The organism is Mesorhizobium sp. CO1-1-11 (genome assembly GCF_020164995.1).
GTDB lineage: Bacteria > Pseudomonadota > Alphaproteobacteria > Rhizobiales > Rhizobiaceae > Mesorhizobium > Mesorhizobium australicum.
This window is the reverse complement of the sequence record NZ_JAIUHE010000027.1, coordinates 17,648-34,195: the sequence shown is the minus strand read 5'-3', so window position 1 is coordinate 34,195 and position 16,548 is coordinate 17,648. Positions and strand designations below refer to the sequence as shown.

The window sequence follows — 16,548 nt, the reverse complement described above, 5'->3', positions numbered from 1 at the left end:
AGCGTGGACTTGAAGCCATCGCCAGGGATTTTTTCACCGGCGTCTCATGAACGAGCGCGTTGATGAAGATATCATGTAACAGCGACTGGAAAAGTAGCTTCCGCTTATAAACACTGTCGCGCGACTCAGGTGGATTACAAGACCGGCCGAAAGATTGGAAATTTCGGCGGATTTGACGCCGCCTTTCTGGTCAACTACTCACGAAGTCTCGCCCAAGCCATTACCGACGCACTATTTGGAGAGCCCGAGGAACACTGGACGGCTGGCCAAACGATTTCCGGTTGACAGATGGGCGCACTGCAATATGACGGCCTTCCCCCACACTAGCCAAAGTGAAGTAATGAAATTTGGATCGAGTGGCCTTCGAGGCTTGGCTTCGGAACTGGTCGGCAAACCGAGTGGACTTTATACTGAAGCCTTCGCTTGGCGCCTAGCAGCAGGCGGGCTCCAGCCGAAGGCCAAGGTGTTCATAGGTCGCGACTTGCGCGATAGTAGCCCGACCATTGCAGCCAACTGCATGGCTGCCTTGGTGGTTGGTGGATTTCAACCGATCGATTGCGGTGCCATTCCAACACCAGCTTTGGCGTTGTATGCTCGGCAGCATGGCGCAGCGGCGCTTATGGTGACCGGTTCGCATATACCCGCTGACCGCAATGGCATCAAATTCTATAACCCGCAGGGTGAGATCAGCAAGGCCGATGAAGCCGCTATAGCACGCTATGCCGCGGAAAGGTCAGACGCTTATAACGCCCCGCCGGCAATAGGAACGGCTTTGCCAGGACATCATGACCAGGCGATTACCGCCTATCGCGCGCGCGCTGACGACATCCTGGAGCCTGGATCCCTTTCAGGCATGAGGCTCGGCGTCTATCAGCACAGTTCGGTCGCGGCGGACCTTCTCGTGAAGGTTCTCCAATCTTTTGGCGCCCATGTGATACCTGTCGGGAAATCCGATACCTTCGTACCTGTCGACACCGAAGCCGTTGACCCGACCACAATTGCAAAGTTCAAGGGTTGGGCTCGAGAATTCAAGCTCGACGCCATCGTGTCGGCCGACGCCGATGCCGATCGACCACTTATCGCCGACGAGAATGGCGATCTGTTTCGTGGCGACCTGATCGGCCTCGCCACGGCCTTGTTCTTGCGGGCTGATAGCGTAGTGACGCCCGTGACCTCCAACTCAGGCATTTCGGAAGCTTTCGGTTTTACGGTTCTGAGGACAAAGGTGGGATCTCCATTTGTCGTTGAAGCCATGGAAGCTTCCTACCATCCCGAAAAAACCGTCATTGGCTTCGAGGCTAATGGTGGCGTTCTCCTGGGGGCGGACTGTTCACTTCACGGAAAAACGTTGACGGCATTGCCGACACGAGATTCCCTGCTCCCCATCCTCGCCGTTCTCGGTATGGTCGCGTCGACAGGAAAATCCCTGTCGCGTTTGCGCGAACTGTGGAATCTTCCCGCCTGCGCAAGCGAACGTCTCGAAAATTTTCCGGTGGAGAGTTCCCGCAGCTTGATGCGCCGGCTTGCGGACCGGGATGCACTGCAGCGATTTCTGGCGCCGTTCGGGACCGTTGCCGACGTCGACGAGACTGACGGGCTAAGGACAAAAATGGAAACCGGCGAGATCATCCATCTGCGGCCGTCCGGCAACGCGCCGGAGCTTCGCTGTTATTCAGAGGCTATGGACCCAAGCAGAGCGACAGCGATCGTGGCGCTGACGCTCGAAAGAGCGCGGGCAATCACATCCACAAACGAAGCAGAGGTCGCGTAATGAAAGTGGTTCCCGTCATCATCAGCGGTGGAGCCGGATCGCGACTATGGCCCGCCTCGAGGCAATCGCACCCCAAACCTTTCCTCAAAGTGGCTGACGGACATTCTCTTATTCAGCACACAGTGTTGCGCGCAGCTTCGATAGAGCATGTCGTGGAACTCGTCGTGGTAACGTCCGGAGAACACCTGTTCCTGACGAAAGACGATTTCGACGAACTGGATTCCGTGATGTTGCCGCGCACATTTCTGCTCGAACCGGAAGGCCGCGATACGGCCGCCGCGGTGGCGGCGGCCGCTATCCATGCCAAGGCAACGCAGGGTCCTGAGGTGATTCTGTGTGTCTTCCCGGCGGATCACATGATTGGCAACCTGCCTGCTTTTCTGGCCGTGATGGGCCGGGCCATCGAACACGCGCAGCTGGGGCGGATCGCCACATTGGGCATCAGCCCGACCAGACCGGACACTGCATTCGGTTATATCGAAGCGGATGGTGAGAAAGTCGTCCGTTTCGTTGAAAAACCTGATCTCGAGACGGCCAAGGCCTATGTCGCATCCAAGCGCTTCTTCTGGAACGGCGGCATCTTCTGCTTCAGCGCACAAACCATGCTCGACGAAATGGCTTTGCATTGTCCCGCGGTGATCCAGGCTGTCTCCGACAGCTATGAGAACGGCCACTTCAGTCAAGGCGAAGGCTTTGCCAAGATCGAACTCGCGCCCGAGCACTTTGGCTCCGCCCCGCGAGTCTCGCTTGACCACGCGGTCATGGAGAAGACAAACAATCTTGCCGTGGTTCCCTGTGACATGGATTGGAACGACATCGGGTCGTGGAACGCAATGGCCGACCTGATCGCTCCCGATGCAAGCGGGAACAGGATACGCGGCGATGTTCACATGATCGACACAACCGGTAGCTATGTGAGCTCCGATAAGCGCGTCATCGGCACGGTCGGCGTCAGCGACCTGGTGATCGTGGATTCCCCGGATGCGTTGCTTGTCGCATCCCGCGACCGTGTTCAGGACGTCAAGAAGCTGTTTGACGACCTCAAGGCTTCTGGACATGAAGCGCACCTGCTTCACAGCACGGTGCACCGCCCGTGGGGTACCTATACGGTTCTGGAGGAAGGCGAGCGCTTCAAGATCAAACGCATCGAGGTGAAGCCCGGTAGACGTTTGAGCCTGCAAATGCACTACCATCGTTCCGAGCACTGGGTCGTGGTCAGCGGCTCCGCGAAAATAGTCAATGGCGACCAGGAGCTGTTTCTGGCGACCAACGAATCGACCTACATCCCCTGCGGCCACAAACATCGGCTGGAAAACCCGGGAAGAATCGACCTGGTGATCATTGAAGTACAAAGCGGCGATTATCTCGGCGAGGATGACATCGTGCGCTTCGACGACGTATACGGCCGCGCCTGACAACCGGTTGGCTCGCAGAGCTAAGGGCGGCAAAGCCTTAGGGGCTAGGCGGACACAAATCGGATACATCGAGAACATTGATGAAGAAAAAAGCACTGATAACCGGCATCACCGGGCAGGACGGCGCCTATCTGGCGGAACTCCTGCTGGAAAAGGGTTATTCCGTTCACGGCGTAAGGCGCCGCACATCCCTTTTTAATACGGATCGCATCGATCATTTGTATCATGATCCGCATGAAAAGGGTGTGGATTTGACATTGCATCACGGCGACCTGACTGACTCATCAAGCCTGATGAGGATTATTCAGCTCGTTCAGCCGGATGAGATTTATAATCTGGCGGCACAGAGCCACGTAGCCGTTTCGTTTGAGGAACCCGAATACACCGCAAATTCAGACGCCTTAGGAGCGTTGAGAATTTTGGAAGCCATTCGTATCCTCGGTTTGGCGCAGAAAGTCCGTTTCTACCAGGCATCCACCTCCGAGCTCTACGGGCTTGTGCAAGAGACGCCCCAAACGGAAACCACACCATTCTACCCGCGGTCGCCATATGCCGTGGCCAAATTGTATGCGTATTGGATTACCGTCAACTATCGCGAAGCATACGGTATCTACGCGTGCAACGGCATTTTGTTCAATCACGAGTCTCCGATGCGGGGCGAGACATTTGTGACGCGCAAGATTACGCGAGCCCTCGCGCGTATCAAGCTAGGCATCCAAGACAGACTCTACCTGGGCAATCTCGACTCCTTGCGCGACTGGGGGCACGCCAAAGACTACGTCGAGATGCAATGGCTTATGCTGCAGCAGGAAAAGGCCGAGGATTACGTCATCGCTACTGGCGAGCAGCACTCGGTCCGTGAGTTTGTGACCTTAGCGGCTGCGGAACTGGATATCCGAATCCGGTGGGAGGGAAAGGGCATCGACGAGAAGGGATATGACTCGCATGGCCAATGTATCGTGGCTGTGGACCCTGGCTATTTCCGGCCGACGGAAGTCGAAACCCTTCTTGGTGATCCCAGCAAAGCTCGAAAGAACCTTGGCTGGGAACCCAGGACCAAGTTCATTGATCTTGTGAAAGAAATGACCCGCGAGGATTTTAAGAGCGCTCAACGCGAACAGCTCCTTACGGAGCATGGTTATCAACTCTTTACCCGCAAAGAATGAACCGTGAGAAAAATTCCAGTATACGAACCACACCTTGCCGGAGAGGTTTCGGCATACGTCAATGAGTGCCTGACAACGGGTTGGATTTCTTCTCGCGGACCCTTCATATCCCGCTTTGAAAACGCGTTTGCGGAATATGTTGGCGCCCAACAAGCGACAAGCGTCGCAAACGGTACCGTAGCCCTTCATCTTGCATTGGATGCGCTGGGGATCGGTGCCGGCGATGAGGTCATCGTTCCAAGTTTCACCTATATTGCGTCCGTTAATACCATTTTGCAGACCGGCGCCACGCCGATCTACGTCGATTCTTTGGAAGACACCCTGCAGATGGATCCACAGGCAGTGCGAAACGCCATAACCCCCAGGACCCGCGCGGTCATGGCAGTGCATCTGTATGGCCATCCTTGCGACATGGATGCGATCCCAATTCTCTGCCGCGACCATAATCTGCTGCTCGTCGAAGATTGCGCGGAAGGCTTCGGAACCCGCTGGCGGGGTCAGCACGTCGGCACGTTCGGAGATGTTGCCACTTTCAGCTTCTTCGGGAACAAAACAATTACGACGGGCGAAGGGGGAATGGTGCTGGCGCGATCCGCCGATGTGATGGACAAGTGCCGGCGCCTGAAAAGCCAGGGCGTTTCCCCGACCCGTGAATACTGGCACGACATGCTCGCTTATAATTATCGGATGACCAACATCCAGGCGGCGATCGGGCTTGCCCAGATCGAGATGGCTGAAGAGATCATAGCGCGCAAGCAGCAAATTGCAGAGATATACCGGACCCGACTGTCCCGGCTTCCATTGAGGACCCATGATCCCGTCGGCGACGTTAATCACTCGCACTGGATGTGTTCGATTGTCGTTGATCAAGTCGAGGATCGAGATCGGCTGCGTGCCCGTCTTGCCGACGATGAAATCGAGACGCGCCCGTTTTTCCCCTTAGCGAGCCACATGCCGCACTGTCATTCCGACCAGACTTTCCCGATCGGCGACAGCATGAGCAAGCGTGGCATCAATCTGCCGAGCTATCCCGGACTGACGGAAGAACAACTGAACCGCGTATGTTCTTCGATCGCCGGTTATTTCGAAAGCCGATCGCTGTGATTTTGCGTCAGGAAGTGGCCTGTGGGTGAGTACATAAGAGGTATCTGGGCCGCGCGCTATTTTTGGATACATCTCGCGATGTCGGACCTGCGCGGGCGCTGGAGAAGGTCTTTCTTCGGTGTCCTTTGGTCGATTATCCAGCCGCTGGGCCTAACAATCCTCATCTCTATCGTATTCAGCCGTATTTTCGATTCCGCGATCTCGGAATATGCGCCCTATATTCTCTCCGGGGTTGTCATCTGGGAATACATTGTCTTCAACGTGAGTGGGGGCGCCTTGGCTTTCGTTCAAGCCGACGCCTACATCAAGCAGACACGCCACCCGTTAGCGATATATACGCTTCGAAACGTCATTTCCGGGCTTGTGGTGCTTGCTATGGCCAGCATCAGCCTCATCGGCTGGGTGCTCGTCGTCATGCCGCAGAACTTCGGGTGGTCATGGCTTGCAGCCCTCACAATATTTCCAATCATTGGTCTGATTGTCTGGCCTTGGGCGACGATAATGGCGTATTTTTCTGCCCGTTTTCGCGACCTGCCGCATGCGCTCGGCCTGATATTGCAAGCCGTATGGTTCGTTTCGCCGATCTATTTCGAGACTTCGGTATTCCGCAAAGGAAACTTGCACGTCCTTCTCGACTACAATCCGATCTATCACCTCCTCCAGATTGTACGCGCCCCGCTTTTACACGGCGAATGGCCTGTCGCAGCCAATTACCTGTGGTGCCTGGGGACCATCGCCGTGCTCATGATTGTCGCGGCACTCGTAGGCAGGTCGGCTGAAAAGAGGGTGATCTTCTATCTATGACAAACCAGATCCGCCTCGAATCGGTAAACCTCCATTATGCATCGGTGGGCTTTAGAGAGCGCTCCCTCAAATCGATGCTGGCATCGCTGGCGACGTTGAATGGCGGAGCCAAGAAGATCGTGGACATCCACGCATTGAAGAATATCAGTCTCGACATTGGTCCTGGCGAGCGGGTTGGTCTTCTGGGGCACAATGGGGCAGGCAAGAGCACGTTCCTCAAGATGGTGGCAGGATTATACCCCGTATCGTCAGGAAAACGGGTGGTCGAGGGAACCGTCCGGTCATTGTTTGACCTGAGTTTGGGTTTCGAACCTGACGCTACTGGCCGAGAGAACATCCTGTATCGTGGACTTCTCCTCGGTCTCTCGCCGAAATTCATGCGCTCGATCGAGGAAGAGGTTGTCGCATTTGCCGACATCGGGGAGTTCATCGACTACCCGATCAAGACCTACTCGGCTGGCATGCAGGTGCGCCTCGCCTTTGCGATTTCGACAGCCGTCGGTGGTGACATTCTCCTTCTCGATGAGGTGATCGGCGCCGGTGACGCGAACTTCATGGGAAAAGCACGCCAACGCATTCTCGATCTCGTCGAGCAGGCGGAGATTCTGCTTTTGGCTTCGCATGACTTCAAAACACTACAGTCCATATGCGCAAGGGGAATTGTGTTTCATCACGGTGAGGTCATCTTTGACGGCGATATCGTGGACGCGGTCTCCAACTATATGATGGCAAATGGGATTGGTGCAAATTGCTAAGACATATAACGATAATTTTGCCGTTTCCTTATCGTGGCGGATCGTTGCGTGTCACGAAAACCATCGCGCGCATGATCCGTGCCGGAAGTTCGCAAGCTGGTGAGTCATGTCGGGTTCGGATCGGCGTCCTCTCTGGAAAATATGATCTGGTGGCGGATTTCACTGATGCTGTCGAAGATGGTATTGATATTGTGGAATTCGACTGGCTAGAAGTTCCGGCTGAGACAGTTGAGGCCGCAAATGCGAACCAAGGCCGACGGGTGACTTTGCCGTTCGATGCCTATCAAATGCCCATCGACGGCCTGAAAAACTTCGCCGACTCTGATCTTTGGTTGATCGTTTCGGATCGTACATTAAAACCTCTGGCCCCAATCCGGCCGTATGCCATCTTCGCAACTGACTACATTCAACGGTATGTGCCCGAGATTTTTGAAGCCAACGCGAGCGGGGGCTACGATCTGCCTTTTTTGCAATCCGTACGAGAGGCTAACGCAGTAATCACCACCACACCCCAAACCGCTGAAGACGTGGTTTCTTATGTTGGAGTCCCCCGAAGTCGAGTATCTCTCGCGCCGATGGACTTTGATCCGACCTCAATCGCGGAGACGAGGTCGTCCTCCAATAAGTTAAAAAAGGACTATTTCGTCTGGCCGACCAATACCACAAAACACAAAAACCACTTGCGGGCGCTGGATGCTATTCGTGAGTACTACGATGATCTTAACGGAACTCTCGGCTTAAAAGTTGTGGGTCCGTTCTCCGACTATATGGACCCAGAGAATGCGGACACGCCGGAATGGTTTCAAAAAATACCATATATCCAGGATATCCAAAAGAAGATCCGACTGTCACCTTCTATCAGGGACAACGTTCACTTCCTGGGCGAGCTTTCTGATGCGGCATACTCTACCGCTGTCGCTCGTGCGAGATTCCTTTGGCACCCTACGATTTACGACAATGGGACTTTCGCCGTTGCTGAGGCTGCTTGGCTTGGGACACCATCTCTCTCAAGCGATTATCCGCAAATGCGGTACATCGGCGAGCGGTTCTCTATCCCAATGGAGTTTTTTAACGCGAAAAACTCAAAGCAAATGGCGTTTGCATTAAAGAATATGGAAACGAAGGCTGACAGGCTGCGCGGGTCTCTACCAAACCGCGAAGCTCTGTCACAGCATTCCTGGCAGCGATACGCCGCAGAATATTGGGCGATGCTGAAAGGGATCGCGGCATGAAGAAGCTCGGTATTTTTCTTGGATACACACCAAGGCAGCTCGTGCCGCACGAGGGCATCACTCGTCTGCTTGGCTTTATCGTGCGAGGAGCCGTAAGAGCCGGAGATATCTCGGTTACCATAGCTGGCCCTGCCTGGTTGAAGAAAGATATCCTCAATCTTTTGGACGATGCGGGTGTACCGGCCGGCTCCGTTGACATCATAACAACAAAGGGCGAACCTTATCTTATAAGGCTGTGGAGAGTTTGGACAAGGATATTCCAGAAGTCGAAGCCTCGGAAATTAAAGCGAAATCGCCTGTTTAGATACATCACCAAAGGTATGCGCATTATTGTCGACTGGCTTTCGCACTCGTCTTTTTATGTCTTCGCCTTCGGCATTATACTTATACTTATTCTTACTCTTGCATTTACGCTTCCTCTGTTAATTCTGGCGACTATTGGTGTTGGCATTTATGCGGCAAGACGGCTCTCTTCCAAATTTAGAGGAAGTCGATACTATCGGGCCAAAAATTGGGTTATGTCGAGATTCTATTACATTCTCAGCACTATAGGACCGCTTGATACTGTTCAATCTCACGAGCTTAATCGCCTCGTCAAACTGCTAAATAGACGACGGGACATAGATGTCTGGTACGTGCCTTCGATGTTCTGGCCGGAGATATCCAGACTCCGCGGAAAAGTGGTAATGGCTGCTCCTGACATCGTTTTTTACGAGCATCCCGCGCAGTATGTTGGTCCGGCCGAGATGAGAACGTCGGAGCGGATGTCGAAGAGCATTGCTGGCGCGGACCAGTTGATCACCTACAGCGATCATGTGAAGACCAGTCATATTGTCAGCCGACATAACGTAGACCCGCGCCATGTAACTGTGATCCGACATGGCTTTGTCGACATGGCATCGATTGAACGAGGTAATGGAACCAAACAAAATGCATTGGATGTTCTGCACAACTATCTGAAAGAGAAGGAAGAGAGCTTTCCCGAATACCTTCGCGGCTTCCGGTTCGACGACGTGAAATTCCTATTCTACTCCTCACAGATTCGACCACACAAGAACATCGAAGCATTGATAGGCGTTTTTGAGAGGGTGCTCCGGGATCACTATCAGCCTGTAAAATTAATTCTCACTGGCCGTACGGCAAGCAATGAACGTGTCTGGAAACTCATCGGGGAACGCGGTTTGCAAAGGGACGTCGTGTCTCTGCCATCTGTGCCGAATTACGTTTTGGCCGCTCTTTATAGGCTTGCAGTTCTTTCAGTAACACCAACTCAGTTTGAGGGTGGGTTTCCGTTTACCTTTTCCGAAGCTTACTCGGTCGGCACGCCGTCGATAATGAGTAGGATACCTGTGGTGACGGAAGTCATTCAAGATCAAGCTTTGCTTGATCTCATGACCTTTGACCCCATGGATCGAGAAGAGATGTTGCAGAAAATCCTTTGGGCGCTGGATAATAGGCAAGCCTTATTGGAAGCGCAGAAGCCTTTGTTCGAAACGATGTCCTCGAGGACCTGGGAGGTTGTGGCCAAGGAATACCTCGATCTTATTGTTAGAAGTGCCACCGAACAGAAGCGGACGCGACCCGAGGCGAAAAATAGATCGAAGGTAAGATGAGGTTGCGTGAAATCGACCAGATCAAGGCTGCCTACGTGGCAGCAAGATTGTAAGTGCCGACGCAATGGCCGCTCGTGGTAGGCGAAAAGGCATGACCCCATCATCATGATCAAAGGCCTTTTCATTCTAGGCTTTGGCGGCCATGCGCGCAGCGTAGGAGATATAGCCTTGTCGACAGGTTTCGACGATCTGCTCTTCGTCGATGAACAGGCAAAGGCCGGTGAGGAATTTGCCGGCTTTCCTGCTGTCGCTGTTCTTCCCAGCAATGCGGCTGGGGTTGGCTGGCTCATGTTTCCAGCCTCGGGTGACAATGCGCGGCGACGCGCGCAATGCGAGAGCGCGCTTCTTCCTCTTGCAACGCTTGTTGCACCGACTGCCTCTGTCGGCAGGCAATGTGAGATCGGGCAAGGGTCGCTGATCGCTCATCAGGCCCATGTGGGACCGCTCGCAAAGATCGGCCGAGGCGTCATCATCAATAGCGGCGCAATCGTCGACCACGAATGCGTGATCGGCGATTTTTCGCATATTTCCGTCAATGCGACCGTTGCAGGCCGTTGCCGAATAGGCGCGCAAGTTCTGGTCGGCGCAGGTGCGGCCGTGATTGATGGGATCAGCATATGTGACAATGTCATTGTCGGCGCTGGTGCAACGGTCGTGCGAGACATTGAAGTGCCTGGCGTGTATACAGGCACGCCGGCTCGTCGAGCCCACGGCTAGACAACGCCAGCCGCTTTCCTTTCAGGCTCGAACAGAAGAAAACGGCCCGATTGATGAAAATCGGCATTGATGCCCGTAACCTGGTCCACAATCTCACAGGCATTGGCCGCTATGTGCTGGAGATGTGCCGCGGGTTGGCGGAAACTGGTCACGATATCTTCCTTTATCTCCCCGAGAAACCGATCTCGGATTTGTCCGGCCTATCGGGCGCGACGTTCCGGATATCCGGTCATGCAGGTAATGTCAGGCGCATGATTTGGTCTCAGACCACACTGCCGCAACAGGCGGCCGGCGACAAAATCGACGTCTTTTGGGGACCCGCTCATAGATTGCCTTTCAATTTGGATCCGCATATCCCACGCGTTGTGACCATTCATGATCTCGTGTGGCATCATGCGGCGTCCACAATGCGTTTGCGGGGTTGGCTCGGCGATCGCTTCCTTATGCGACCAGCCATATTCTCGACGGACGAGATCATCACAGTCTCGCACTCTACGGCCGACGCTGTTCGGAAGTTGTATCCATCGGTCTCCAAGAGAGTGCGTGTTATATATCCGGGGCTGACGAGGCTGGACGATGACGGCACCAGCACCGTGCTTGCAGACAACGGCATCGACCGCGACTACGCCCTTTTTGTCGGCACGCTTGAACCGCGCAAAAATTTGAAAAAGCTGCTGGAAGCATATGCGCTGCTTCCCGAACCTGTGAGGAAAAATCTGTTGTTCGTGATAGCGGGAGGCCAGGGGTGGCGTCTTGGAAACCTTCGCGAGCACATGGTGCGTCTTAAGATCGAGCCGGAGGTACGGTTGGCGGGGTATGTCACAGATAGCGACCTTGCGGTCCTTTACCGCCGAGCCAAATTTCTTGCCATGCCATCCCTCTACGAAGGCTTCGGATTTCCAATTATCGAAGCAAATGCGTTTGGAGCGCCTGTCCTGACTTCGAATCTGTCGTCCATGCCTGAAATAGCTGGCGAGGCTGCCCTTCTCGTTGACCCGACCGATGTTCAAGATATCTCGACCGCCATAGAACGCCTGGCGCTCGACAACACCTTGCGTTCGCAACTGGCTGAGAAGGCGCCGCTTAACGCGCTCCGGTTTAGCTGGAGAAAAAGTGCCTCGGAACTGGCGGCGGCATTTGAGTCGGCCATCGCCGCGAGAAAGCACTGATATGAAAGGCAAGCTGGAGATCTTTGAGCAGGCCATCGAGCAAAGACGGAAGACCCGCGTTTGAAAGTCCTGCACTTCTTCAAGACCTACTGGCCGGATACGTTTGGCGGCGTGGAGCGGACGATCCATGCCATCGCGCAAAGCACGGCGCGCCACGGCATCGAAACCGAAGTGCTTTCGTTGAGCCGAATCCCTGGCGAGAACACACGGGCTTTCGATGGGCATATGGCCCGCAAGGCCAAACTGGATTTCGAGCTGGCATCGACCGGTTTTTCACGCGAGGTCTTTCGGGAATTCAGAGCGCTCGCCAAAAATGCCGACCTGATACATTACCATTTTCCATGGCCGTTCATGGACATCGTGCATTTTCACGCCCGTCACGGCAAACCGACGGTCGTCACTTACCATTCCGATATCGTCAAACAGAAACTCATCCTGCCTCTTTATCGACCGCTGATGCTGCGCTTCCTGAAGGACGTCGACGCTATCGTCGCGACGTCTCCGGACTATTTGAAATCGAGCCCCGTTCTCAGAGCCTTGGGGGGCAAATCGACGATCATTCCCATCGGCATAGATGAAACGGCTTATCCCACGCCGACCGAAGCCGACAACAGCTGGTGCCAAGCGGCTGTGGCGGAGCCTTTCGTGCTATTCGTCGGCGTCTTGCGCTATTACAAGGGGCTGGACGTGCTGATTGAGGCAGCCGACAAGGTCAGGTGCAAGATCGTTATTGCCGGGTCGGGGCCTATCGAACAGAGCCTCAAGCTTCAGGCCAAGACGTTGCGCCGCGACAATGTGATGTTTCTTGGCGAGGTCACGGAGCAGCAAAAGATGGCGCTCCTGCGCAACTGCCTCGGCTTCGTTTTTCCGTCTAACCAGAGGTCGGAAGCCTACGGGCTTTCACTGGTGGAGGCTGCCATGTGCGGCAAACCGATGATTTCGTGTGAGCTCGGAACGGGAACAAGTTATGTGAACAAAGCCGGCGAGACGGGGCTAGTCGTTCCGCCTTCAAATCCAGCACGCCTGGCCGAAGCCATCAACCAGATCGTCGATTCGCCCGTCGAAGCAGCGAATTGGGGGCAAGCTGCCCGTGATCGCTACATCAGGCTCTTTACAGCCGACAGGATGGGAAAGGCTTATGCCGATCTCTACCGCCAGCTCGATAGTGGCCGCCGCTGAACGGCTTTGCGCCGCGACAACCAGTGAATCCTTCCACCGGCCGCTGCTTGGTCATGCATAGGGACCATTGGAGCCCCCGCTTACAAGACGATGGACCACTTCTCGGGCCGACTTCTGCCAGTCCGGCGCCGTCCATCCGAATGACGCGCCGAATTTCGCGCTCGACAGCCGCGAGTTGACAGGGCGGCGCGCCTTGGTTGGGTAGTCCATCGTCGTGATGTCCCGTACCCGCGCCCAGGGACCACCAAACCCCCGGCTTGTGTCGAGGATATGACGGGCAAAGCCGCTCCAGTTGGTCTCGCCCGTGCCGGCCAGGTGACAGGTGCCGAACGCGGCGAAGTCCTTGTCGCCATGCAGCAGTGCGGCCGCATGCAGGATCGCGTCGGCGATATCAAGTGCGGATGTGGGATTTCCCCATTGATCTGATACCACCGAAATCTCATCGCGGTCGGCGGCGAGCCGCAGCATGGTTTTCACGAAATTCTTGCCAAACGGACTGTAGACCCAGGCGGTGCGCAGGATCAGGTGGCGCGGATTGGCTGATGCCATCGCCTGCTCGCCGGCTAGCTTGGAGGCGCCGTAGACACCGAGCGGCGCCGTCGGGTCGGTTTCGATATAGGCATCGGCCTTGGTTCCATCGAAGACATAGTCGGTCGAAAGATGGATGACCGGCACGCCCAGCCTCGCCGCGGCCTCCGCCACCTTGCCGGCACCGGTCGCGTTGACCGCAAAGGCCAGATCGGGCTCGTCCTCGGCCTGGTCGACGGCGGTGTAGGCGGCGGCCGACACGACGATATCGGGCTTGGCACCCGCGATGACGTCGATGATGGTGTCAGGCCGTGCCAGGTCAAGCTCCGGGCGGCCGATGGCGACGACCTCCACGCCCGCGCGCGCCTGGCCGGCCGCGAGCAGGCTCGCAGCGACCTGGCCGTCGCGTCCAGTGACGAGGAGCCTCACGCGCCCAACTTGCGGGCTTCGCCCAGTCTTTCGCCGGCATAGCGCTGTTCGCGGATCGGCCCCCACCACCATTCGTTGTCGAGGAACCAGTCCACGGTGCTGGCCAGGCCGCTGTCGAAATTCTCCCTGGGCGTCCAGCCGAGCTCGCGGCTTATCTTGGTGGCGTCGATGGCGTAGCGGCGGTCGTGGCCGGGACGGTCGGTGACGAAGGAGATCAGCTCGCGATAGCGCCTGCCGCCGGCGCGCGGACGCCTGGTGTCGAGCAGGTCGCAGATCGTCTCGACGACGGCAAGGTTGGTGCGTTCCGAATTGCCGCCGACATTGTAGCTCTCGCCCGGCTGCCCTTTCGTGGCGACGAGTTCCAAGGCGCGCGCGTGATCCTCGACGAACAGCCAGTCGCGCACATTGGCGCCGGCGCCATAGACCGGCAGCGGCTTTTCGTCGAGCGCGTTGAGGATGACGAGCGGGATCAGCTTCTCGGGAAAATGATAGGGGCCGTAATTGTTCGAACAGTTGGAAAGCACGACCGGCAGGCCGTAGGTCTCGTGCCAGGCGCGCACCAGATGGTCCGAGGCCGCCTTCGAGGCGGAATAGGGCGAGGACGGCGCGTAGGGCGTCTCCTCGACGAACATGCCGCCGTCGAAAGGCAGGTCGCCGAACACCTCGTCGGTGGAGACATGATGGAAGCGGAAGCGGCTTTTCCTGTCGTCGGACAGGCCACGCCAGTATTCCAGCGCGGCGTTGAGGATCTTGTAGGTGCCGACGATGTTGGTCTCGATGAAGGCGCCCGGTCCGTCGATCGAGCGGTCGACATGGCTTTCGGCGGCCAGGTTCATGACGATGTCGATGTCGTGCCGGCGCAGAAGGTCGAGCACCGCCCTCTCGTCACAGATGTCGGCCTGGGCGAAGCTGTAATTATGGGCGTCCTCGATCGACCGCAGCGAGGCCAGATTGCCCGCATAGGTCAGCTTGTCGAGATTGGTCACCCGGTAGGCCGGGTTGGCGCACAAATGCCTGCATACCGCCGAGCCGATGAAGCCGGCACCGCCCGTCACCAGAAAATTCATACCGCAATCCTCACGCAAACACCCATCAGGCGAATACCTCGGCGACGGCGAGCAGCGGCGCCTTGAGGTCCTTGTCCGAAAGCTGGAAGCCGCCGGCCAGCGACGGCCATTCGATGCCGATGGCAGGATCGTCGAAACGGATCGACCGGTCATGCTCGGGCGAATAGGTGTCGGTCACCTTGTACAGCACCTCGGTGTCGGGCACGAGCGTGACGAAGCCGTGCGCGAAGCCCTTCGGCACCAGGATCTGGTTGCCTTTTTGCGCCGACACTTCGAGGGCGACCCAGTTTCCGAAGGTTTTCGAGGCGCGGCGGATGTCGACCGCGACATCGAGAATGCTGCCGCGGATCACCCGCAGCAGCTTGTCCTGGGCACGCGGCGCCAGCTGGTAATGGAGCCCGCGCAGCACGCCCGCGGCGGCGGAATAGGAGTGGTTGTCCTGCACGAAAACCAGGTCGATCCCGGCCTGCGAAAAGAGCTCGGCATTGTAGGTTTCCATGAAGAAACCGCGCGCGTCGCCATGGCGTTTGGGAATGATTTCCAGCAGACCTTCGATGCCAAGGGATCTCACCTCGAGCATTTAGCCCTCCGACAGCTCGACGACACGTCGGCGTAGATAGGCGGCGTATTCGTTCCTTCCCAGGCGAGCTGCACGCTGCAACACCTCGTCAGCGCTCAGCCACCCTTGTTCGAAGGCGATTTCCTCCGGACAGGCAACCTTGATGCCTTGGCGGCGTTCGATTGTGCGCACGAACGAAGAAGCGTCATCCAGGCTGTCATGGGTGCCTGTGTCGAGCCAGGCATAACCGCGTCCCAGCCGATGCACCTGCAACTGGCCACGCTCGAGATAGGCATTGTTGACCGCCGTGATTTCGAGCTCGCCTCTCGCCGAGGGCCGGATCGTCGAGGCGATTTCAACAACATCGTTGTCGTAGAAATAGAGACCCGTGACGGCCCAGTTGGACTTCGGCTTTTGTGGCTTTTCCTCGATCGTCAGCGCGGTTCCGGTCGCCTTGTCGAAAGACACCACGCCATAGCGCTCGGGATCCTCGACATGATAGGCGAACACCGAAGCGCCGCTTTCACGCGATGCCGCCGTGCGGCAAAGCTTCGACAACCCATCGCCAAAATAAATGTTGTCGCCCAGGATCATCGATACACTATCCGCACCAATGAAATCACGGCCGATGATGAAGGCTTCCGCCAGACCATTGGGATGCGGCTGCTCGGCATAGGTCAGCTCAAGCCCAAATTCCGATCCGTTGCCTAGCAGATCGCGGAAAACCGGCAGATCCCGTGGCGTGGAAATGACCAAAATCTCGCGGATTCCGGCGAGCATCAAAACGCTCAGCGGATAATAGATCATGGGCTTGTCGTATATTGGGAGTATTTGCTTAGAGACTGCCAAGGTCAACGGATAAAGACGCGTTCCGCTGCCTCCAGCAAGGATGATTCCTTTCAAGAAGCTCTCCTTGCCATGCCTAAGTCCCTCCCCTCAGGGCCTGTGCTTAGGTTTCATGCATTGGCTTGTCAATCGCGGCAAGCAACAAACGCATCGGCTGGGTTCGATACCGGTCTACCGGCGCCTCCCGCTTCGGC

Annotated in this window: 15 protein-coding genes; 11 read left to right on the top strand and 4 right to left on the bottom strand. The window is 56.3% G+C overall.

The window, feature by feature from the left end; genetic code table 11:
• Positions 1-340: 340 nt before the first annotated feature.
• From LB554_RS26015 to LB554_RS25965, 11 genes are all read left to right on the top strand, one after another.
• Positions 341-1,771 carry a phosphomannomutase gene (locus tag LB554_RS26015; protein WP_041163887.1) on the top strand — a complete coding sequence of 477 codons (1,431 nt, stop codon included), beginning with the start codon at positions 341-343 and terminating at the stop codon, positions 1,769-1,771.
• On the top strand, positions 1,771-3,186 hold the full coding sequence (locus LB554_RS26010) for a mannose-1-phosphate guanylyltransferase/mannose-6-phosphate isomerase (protein WP_140717793.1): 1,416 nt from the start codon (positions 1,771-1,773) through the stop codon (positions 3,184-3,186). The genes LB554_RS26015 and LB554_RS26010 overlap by 1 nt, the downstream gene beginning before the upstream one ends.
• Positions 3,187-3,266: 80 nt before the next feature.
• Positions 3,267-4,352 carry a GDP-mannose 4,6-dehydratase gene (gene gmd / locus LB554_RS26005; protein WP_224587675.1) on the top strand — a complete coding sequence of 362 codons (1,086 nt, stop codon included), beginning with the start codon at positions 3,267-3,269 and terminating at the stop codon, positions 4,350-4,352.
• Between the two features lie 3 nt (positions 4,353-4,355).
• Positions 4,356-5,456 carry a DegT/DnrJ/EryC1/StrS family aminotransferase gene (locus LB554_RS26000; RefSeq protein ID WP_224587673.1) on the top strand — a complete coding sequence of 367 codons (1,101 nt, stop codon included), beginning with the start codon at positions 4,356-4,358 and terminating at the stop codon, positions 5,454-5,456.
• 78 nt (positions 5,457-5,534) lie between these two features.
• Positions 5,535-6,260, top strand: coding sequence for an ABC transporter permease (locus LB554_RS25995; RefSeq protein WP_263486019.1), 726 nt, complete (start codon positions 5,535-5,537; stop codon positions 6,258-6,260).
• Positions 6,257-7,015, top strand: coding sequence for an ABC transporter ATP-binding protein (locus LB554_RS25990; RefSeq protein WP_224587669.1), 759 nt, complete (start codon positions 6,257-6,259; stop codon positions 7,013-7,015). Before LB554_RS25995 ends, LB554_RS25990 begins: the two co-directional genes overlap by 4 nt.
• A gap of 44 nt (positions 7,016-7,059) precedes the next feature.
• Entirely contained in the window at positions 7,060-8,247 is a 1,188-nt protein-coding gene (locus LB554_RS25985; RefSeq protein ID WP_224587667.1) for a glycosyltransferase, read from the top strand.
• The gene (locus LB554_RS25980) at positions 8,244-9,860 is read left to right on the top strand and encodes a glycosyltransferase (RefSeq protein ID WP_224587665.1); all 1,617 of its coding nucleotides are present in this window, start codon (positions 8,244-8,246) and stop codon (positions 9,858-9,860) included. Before LB554_RS25985 ends, LB554_RS25980 begins: the two co-directional genes overlap by 4 nt.
• Positions 9,861-9,965: 105 nt before the next feature.
• Positions 9,966-10,577 carry a NeuD/PglB/VioB family sugar acetyltransferase gene (locus LB554_RS25975; protein WP_224587663.1) on the top strand — a complete coding sequence of 204 codons (612 nt, stop codon included), beginning with the start codon at positions 9,966-9,968 and terminating at the stop codon, positions 10,575-10,577.
• A gap of 53 nt (positions 10,578-10,630) precedes the next feature.
• Positions 10,631-11,746 carry a glycosyltransferase family 4 protein gene (locus LB554_RS25970; protein ID WP_224587661.1) on the top strand — a complete coding sequence of 372 codons (1,116 nt, stop codon included), beginning with the start codon at positions 10,631-10,633 and terminating at the stop codon, positions 11,744-11,746.
• A 60-nt stretch (positions 11,747-11,806) separates the two neighbouring features.
• Complete coding sequence (locus tag LB554_RS25965; protein WP_224587659.1) at positions 11,807-12,925, top strand: glycosyltransferase; 1,119 nt, start codon at positions 11,807-11,809, stop codon at positions 12,923-12,925.
• A gap of 51 nt (positions 12,926-12,976) precedes the next feature.
• On the opposite strand, the gene rfbD is transcribed toward LB554_RS25965, so the two are convergent.
• From rfbD to rfbA, 4 genes are read right to left on the bottom strand one after another with little or no spacing between them, the layout of a single operon-like run.
• Positions 12,977-13,882 (bottom strand): dTDP-4-dehydrorhamnose reductase, encoded by a 906-nt coding sequence (rfbD, locus tag LB554_RS25960; RefSeq protein WP_224587657.1) that lies wholly within the window; start codon positions 13,880-13,882, stop codon positions 12,977-12,979.
• On the bottom strand, positions 13,879-14,949 hold the full coding sequence (rfbB, locus tag LB554_RS25955) for a dTDP-glucose 4,6-dehydratase (protein ID WP_224587655.1): 1,071 nt from the start codon (positions 14,947-14,949) through the stop codon (positions 13,879-13,881). The genes rfbD and rfbB overlap by 4 nt, the downstream gene beginning before the upstream one ends.
• A gap of 25 nt (positions 14,950-14,974) precedes the next feature.
• A complete protein-coding gene (gene rfbC / locus LB554_RS25950; protein WP_224587653.1) occupies positions 14,975-15,529 on the bottom strand; it encodes a dTDP-4-dehydrorhamnose 3,5-epimerase in 555 nt (184 codons plus the stop codon).
• On the bottom strand, positions 15,530-16,411 hold the full coding sequence (gene rfbA / locus LB554_RS25945) for a glucose-1-phosphate thymidylyltransferase RfbA (RefSeq protein WP_015318725.1): 882 nt from the start codon (positions 16,409-16,411) through the stop codon (positions 15,530-15,532).
• Between the last annotated feature and the right edge of the window lie 137 nt (positions 16,412-16,548).

What these genes read in the sequence shown, in the direction of transcription:
- LB554_RS25975 (WP_224587663.1), top strand. Translation starts at nt 9,966, where the DNA reads ATGATCAAAGGCCTTTTCATTCTAGGCTTTGGCGGCCATGCGCGCAGC.
- LB554_RS26010 (WP_140717793.1), top strand. Translation starts at nt 1,771, where the DNA reads ATGAAAGTGGTTCCCGTCATCATCAGCGGTGGAGCCGGATCGCGACTA.
- gmd (WP_224587675.1), top strand. Translation starts at nt 3,267, where the DNA reads ATGAAGAAAAAAGCACTGATAACCGGCATCACCGGGCAGGACGGCGCC.
- rfbB (WP_224587655.1), bottom strand. Translation starts at nt 14,949, where the DNA reads ATGAATTTTCTGGTGACGGGCGGTGCCGGCTTCATCGGCTCGGCGGTA.
- LB554_RS25980 (WP_224587665.1), top strand. Translation starts at nt 8,244, where the DNA reads ATGAAGAAGCTCGGTATTTTTCTTGGATACACACCAAGGCAGCTCGTG.
- LB554_RS26015 (WP_041163887.1), top strand. Translation starts at nt 341, where the DNA reads ATGAAATTTGGATCGAGTGGCCTTCGAGGCTTGGCTTCGGAACTGGTC.
- rfbC (WP_224587653.1), bottom strand. Translation starts at nt 15,529, where the DNA reads ATGCTCGAGGTGAGATCCCTTGGCATCGAAGGTCTGCTGGAAATCATT.
- LB554_RS25990 (WP_224587669.1), top strand. Translation starts at nt 6,257, where the DNA reads ATGACAAACCAGATCCGCCTCGAATCGGTAAACCTCCATTATGCATCG.
- LB554_RS25970 (WP_224587661.1), top strand. Translation starts at nt 10,631, where the DNA reads ATGAAAATCGGCATTGATGCCCGTAACCTGGTCCACAATCTCACAGGC.
- LB554_RS25995 (WP_263486019.1), top strand. Translation starts at nt 5,535, where the DNA reads ATGTCGGACCTGCGCGGGCGCTGGAGAAGGTCTTTCTTCGGTGTCCTT.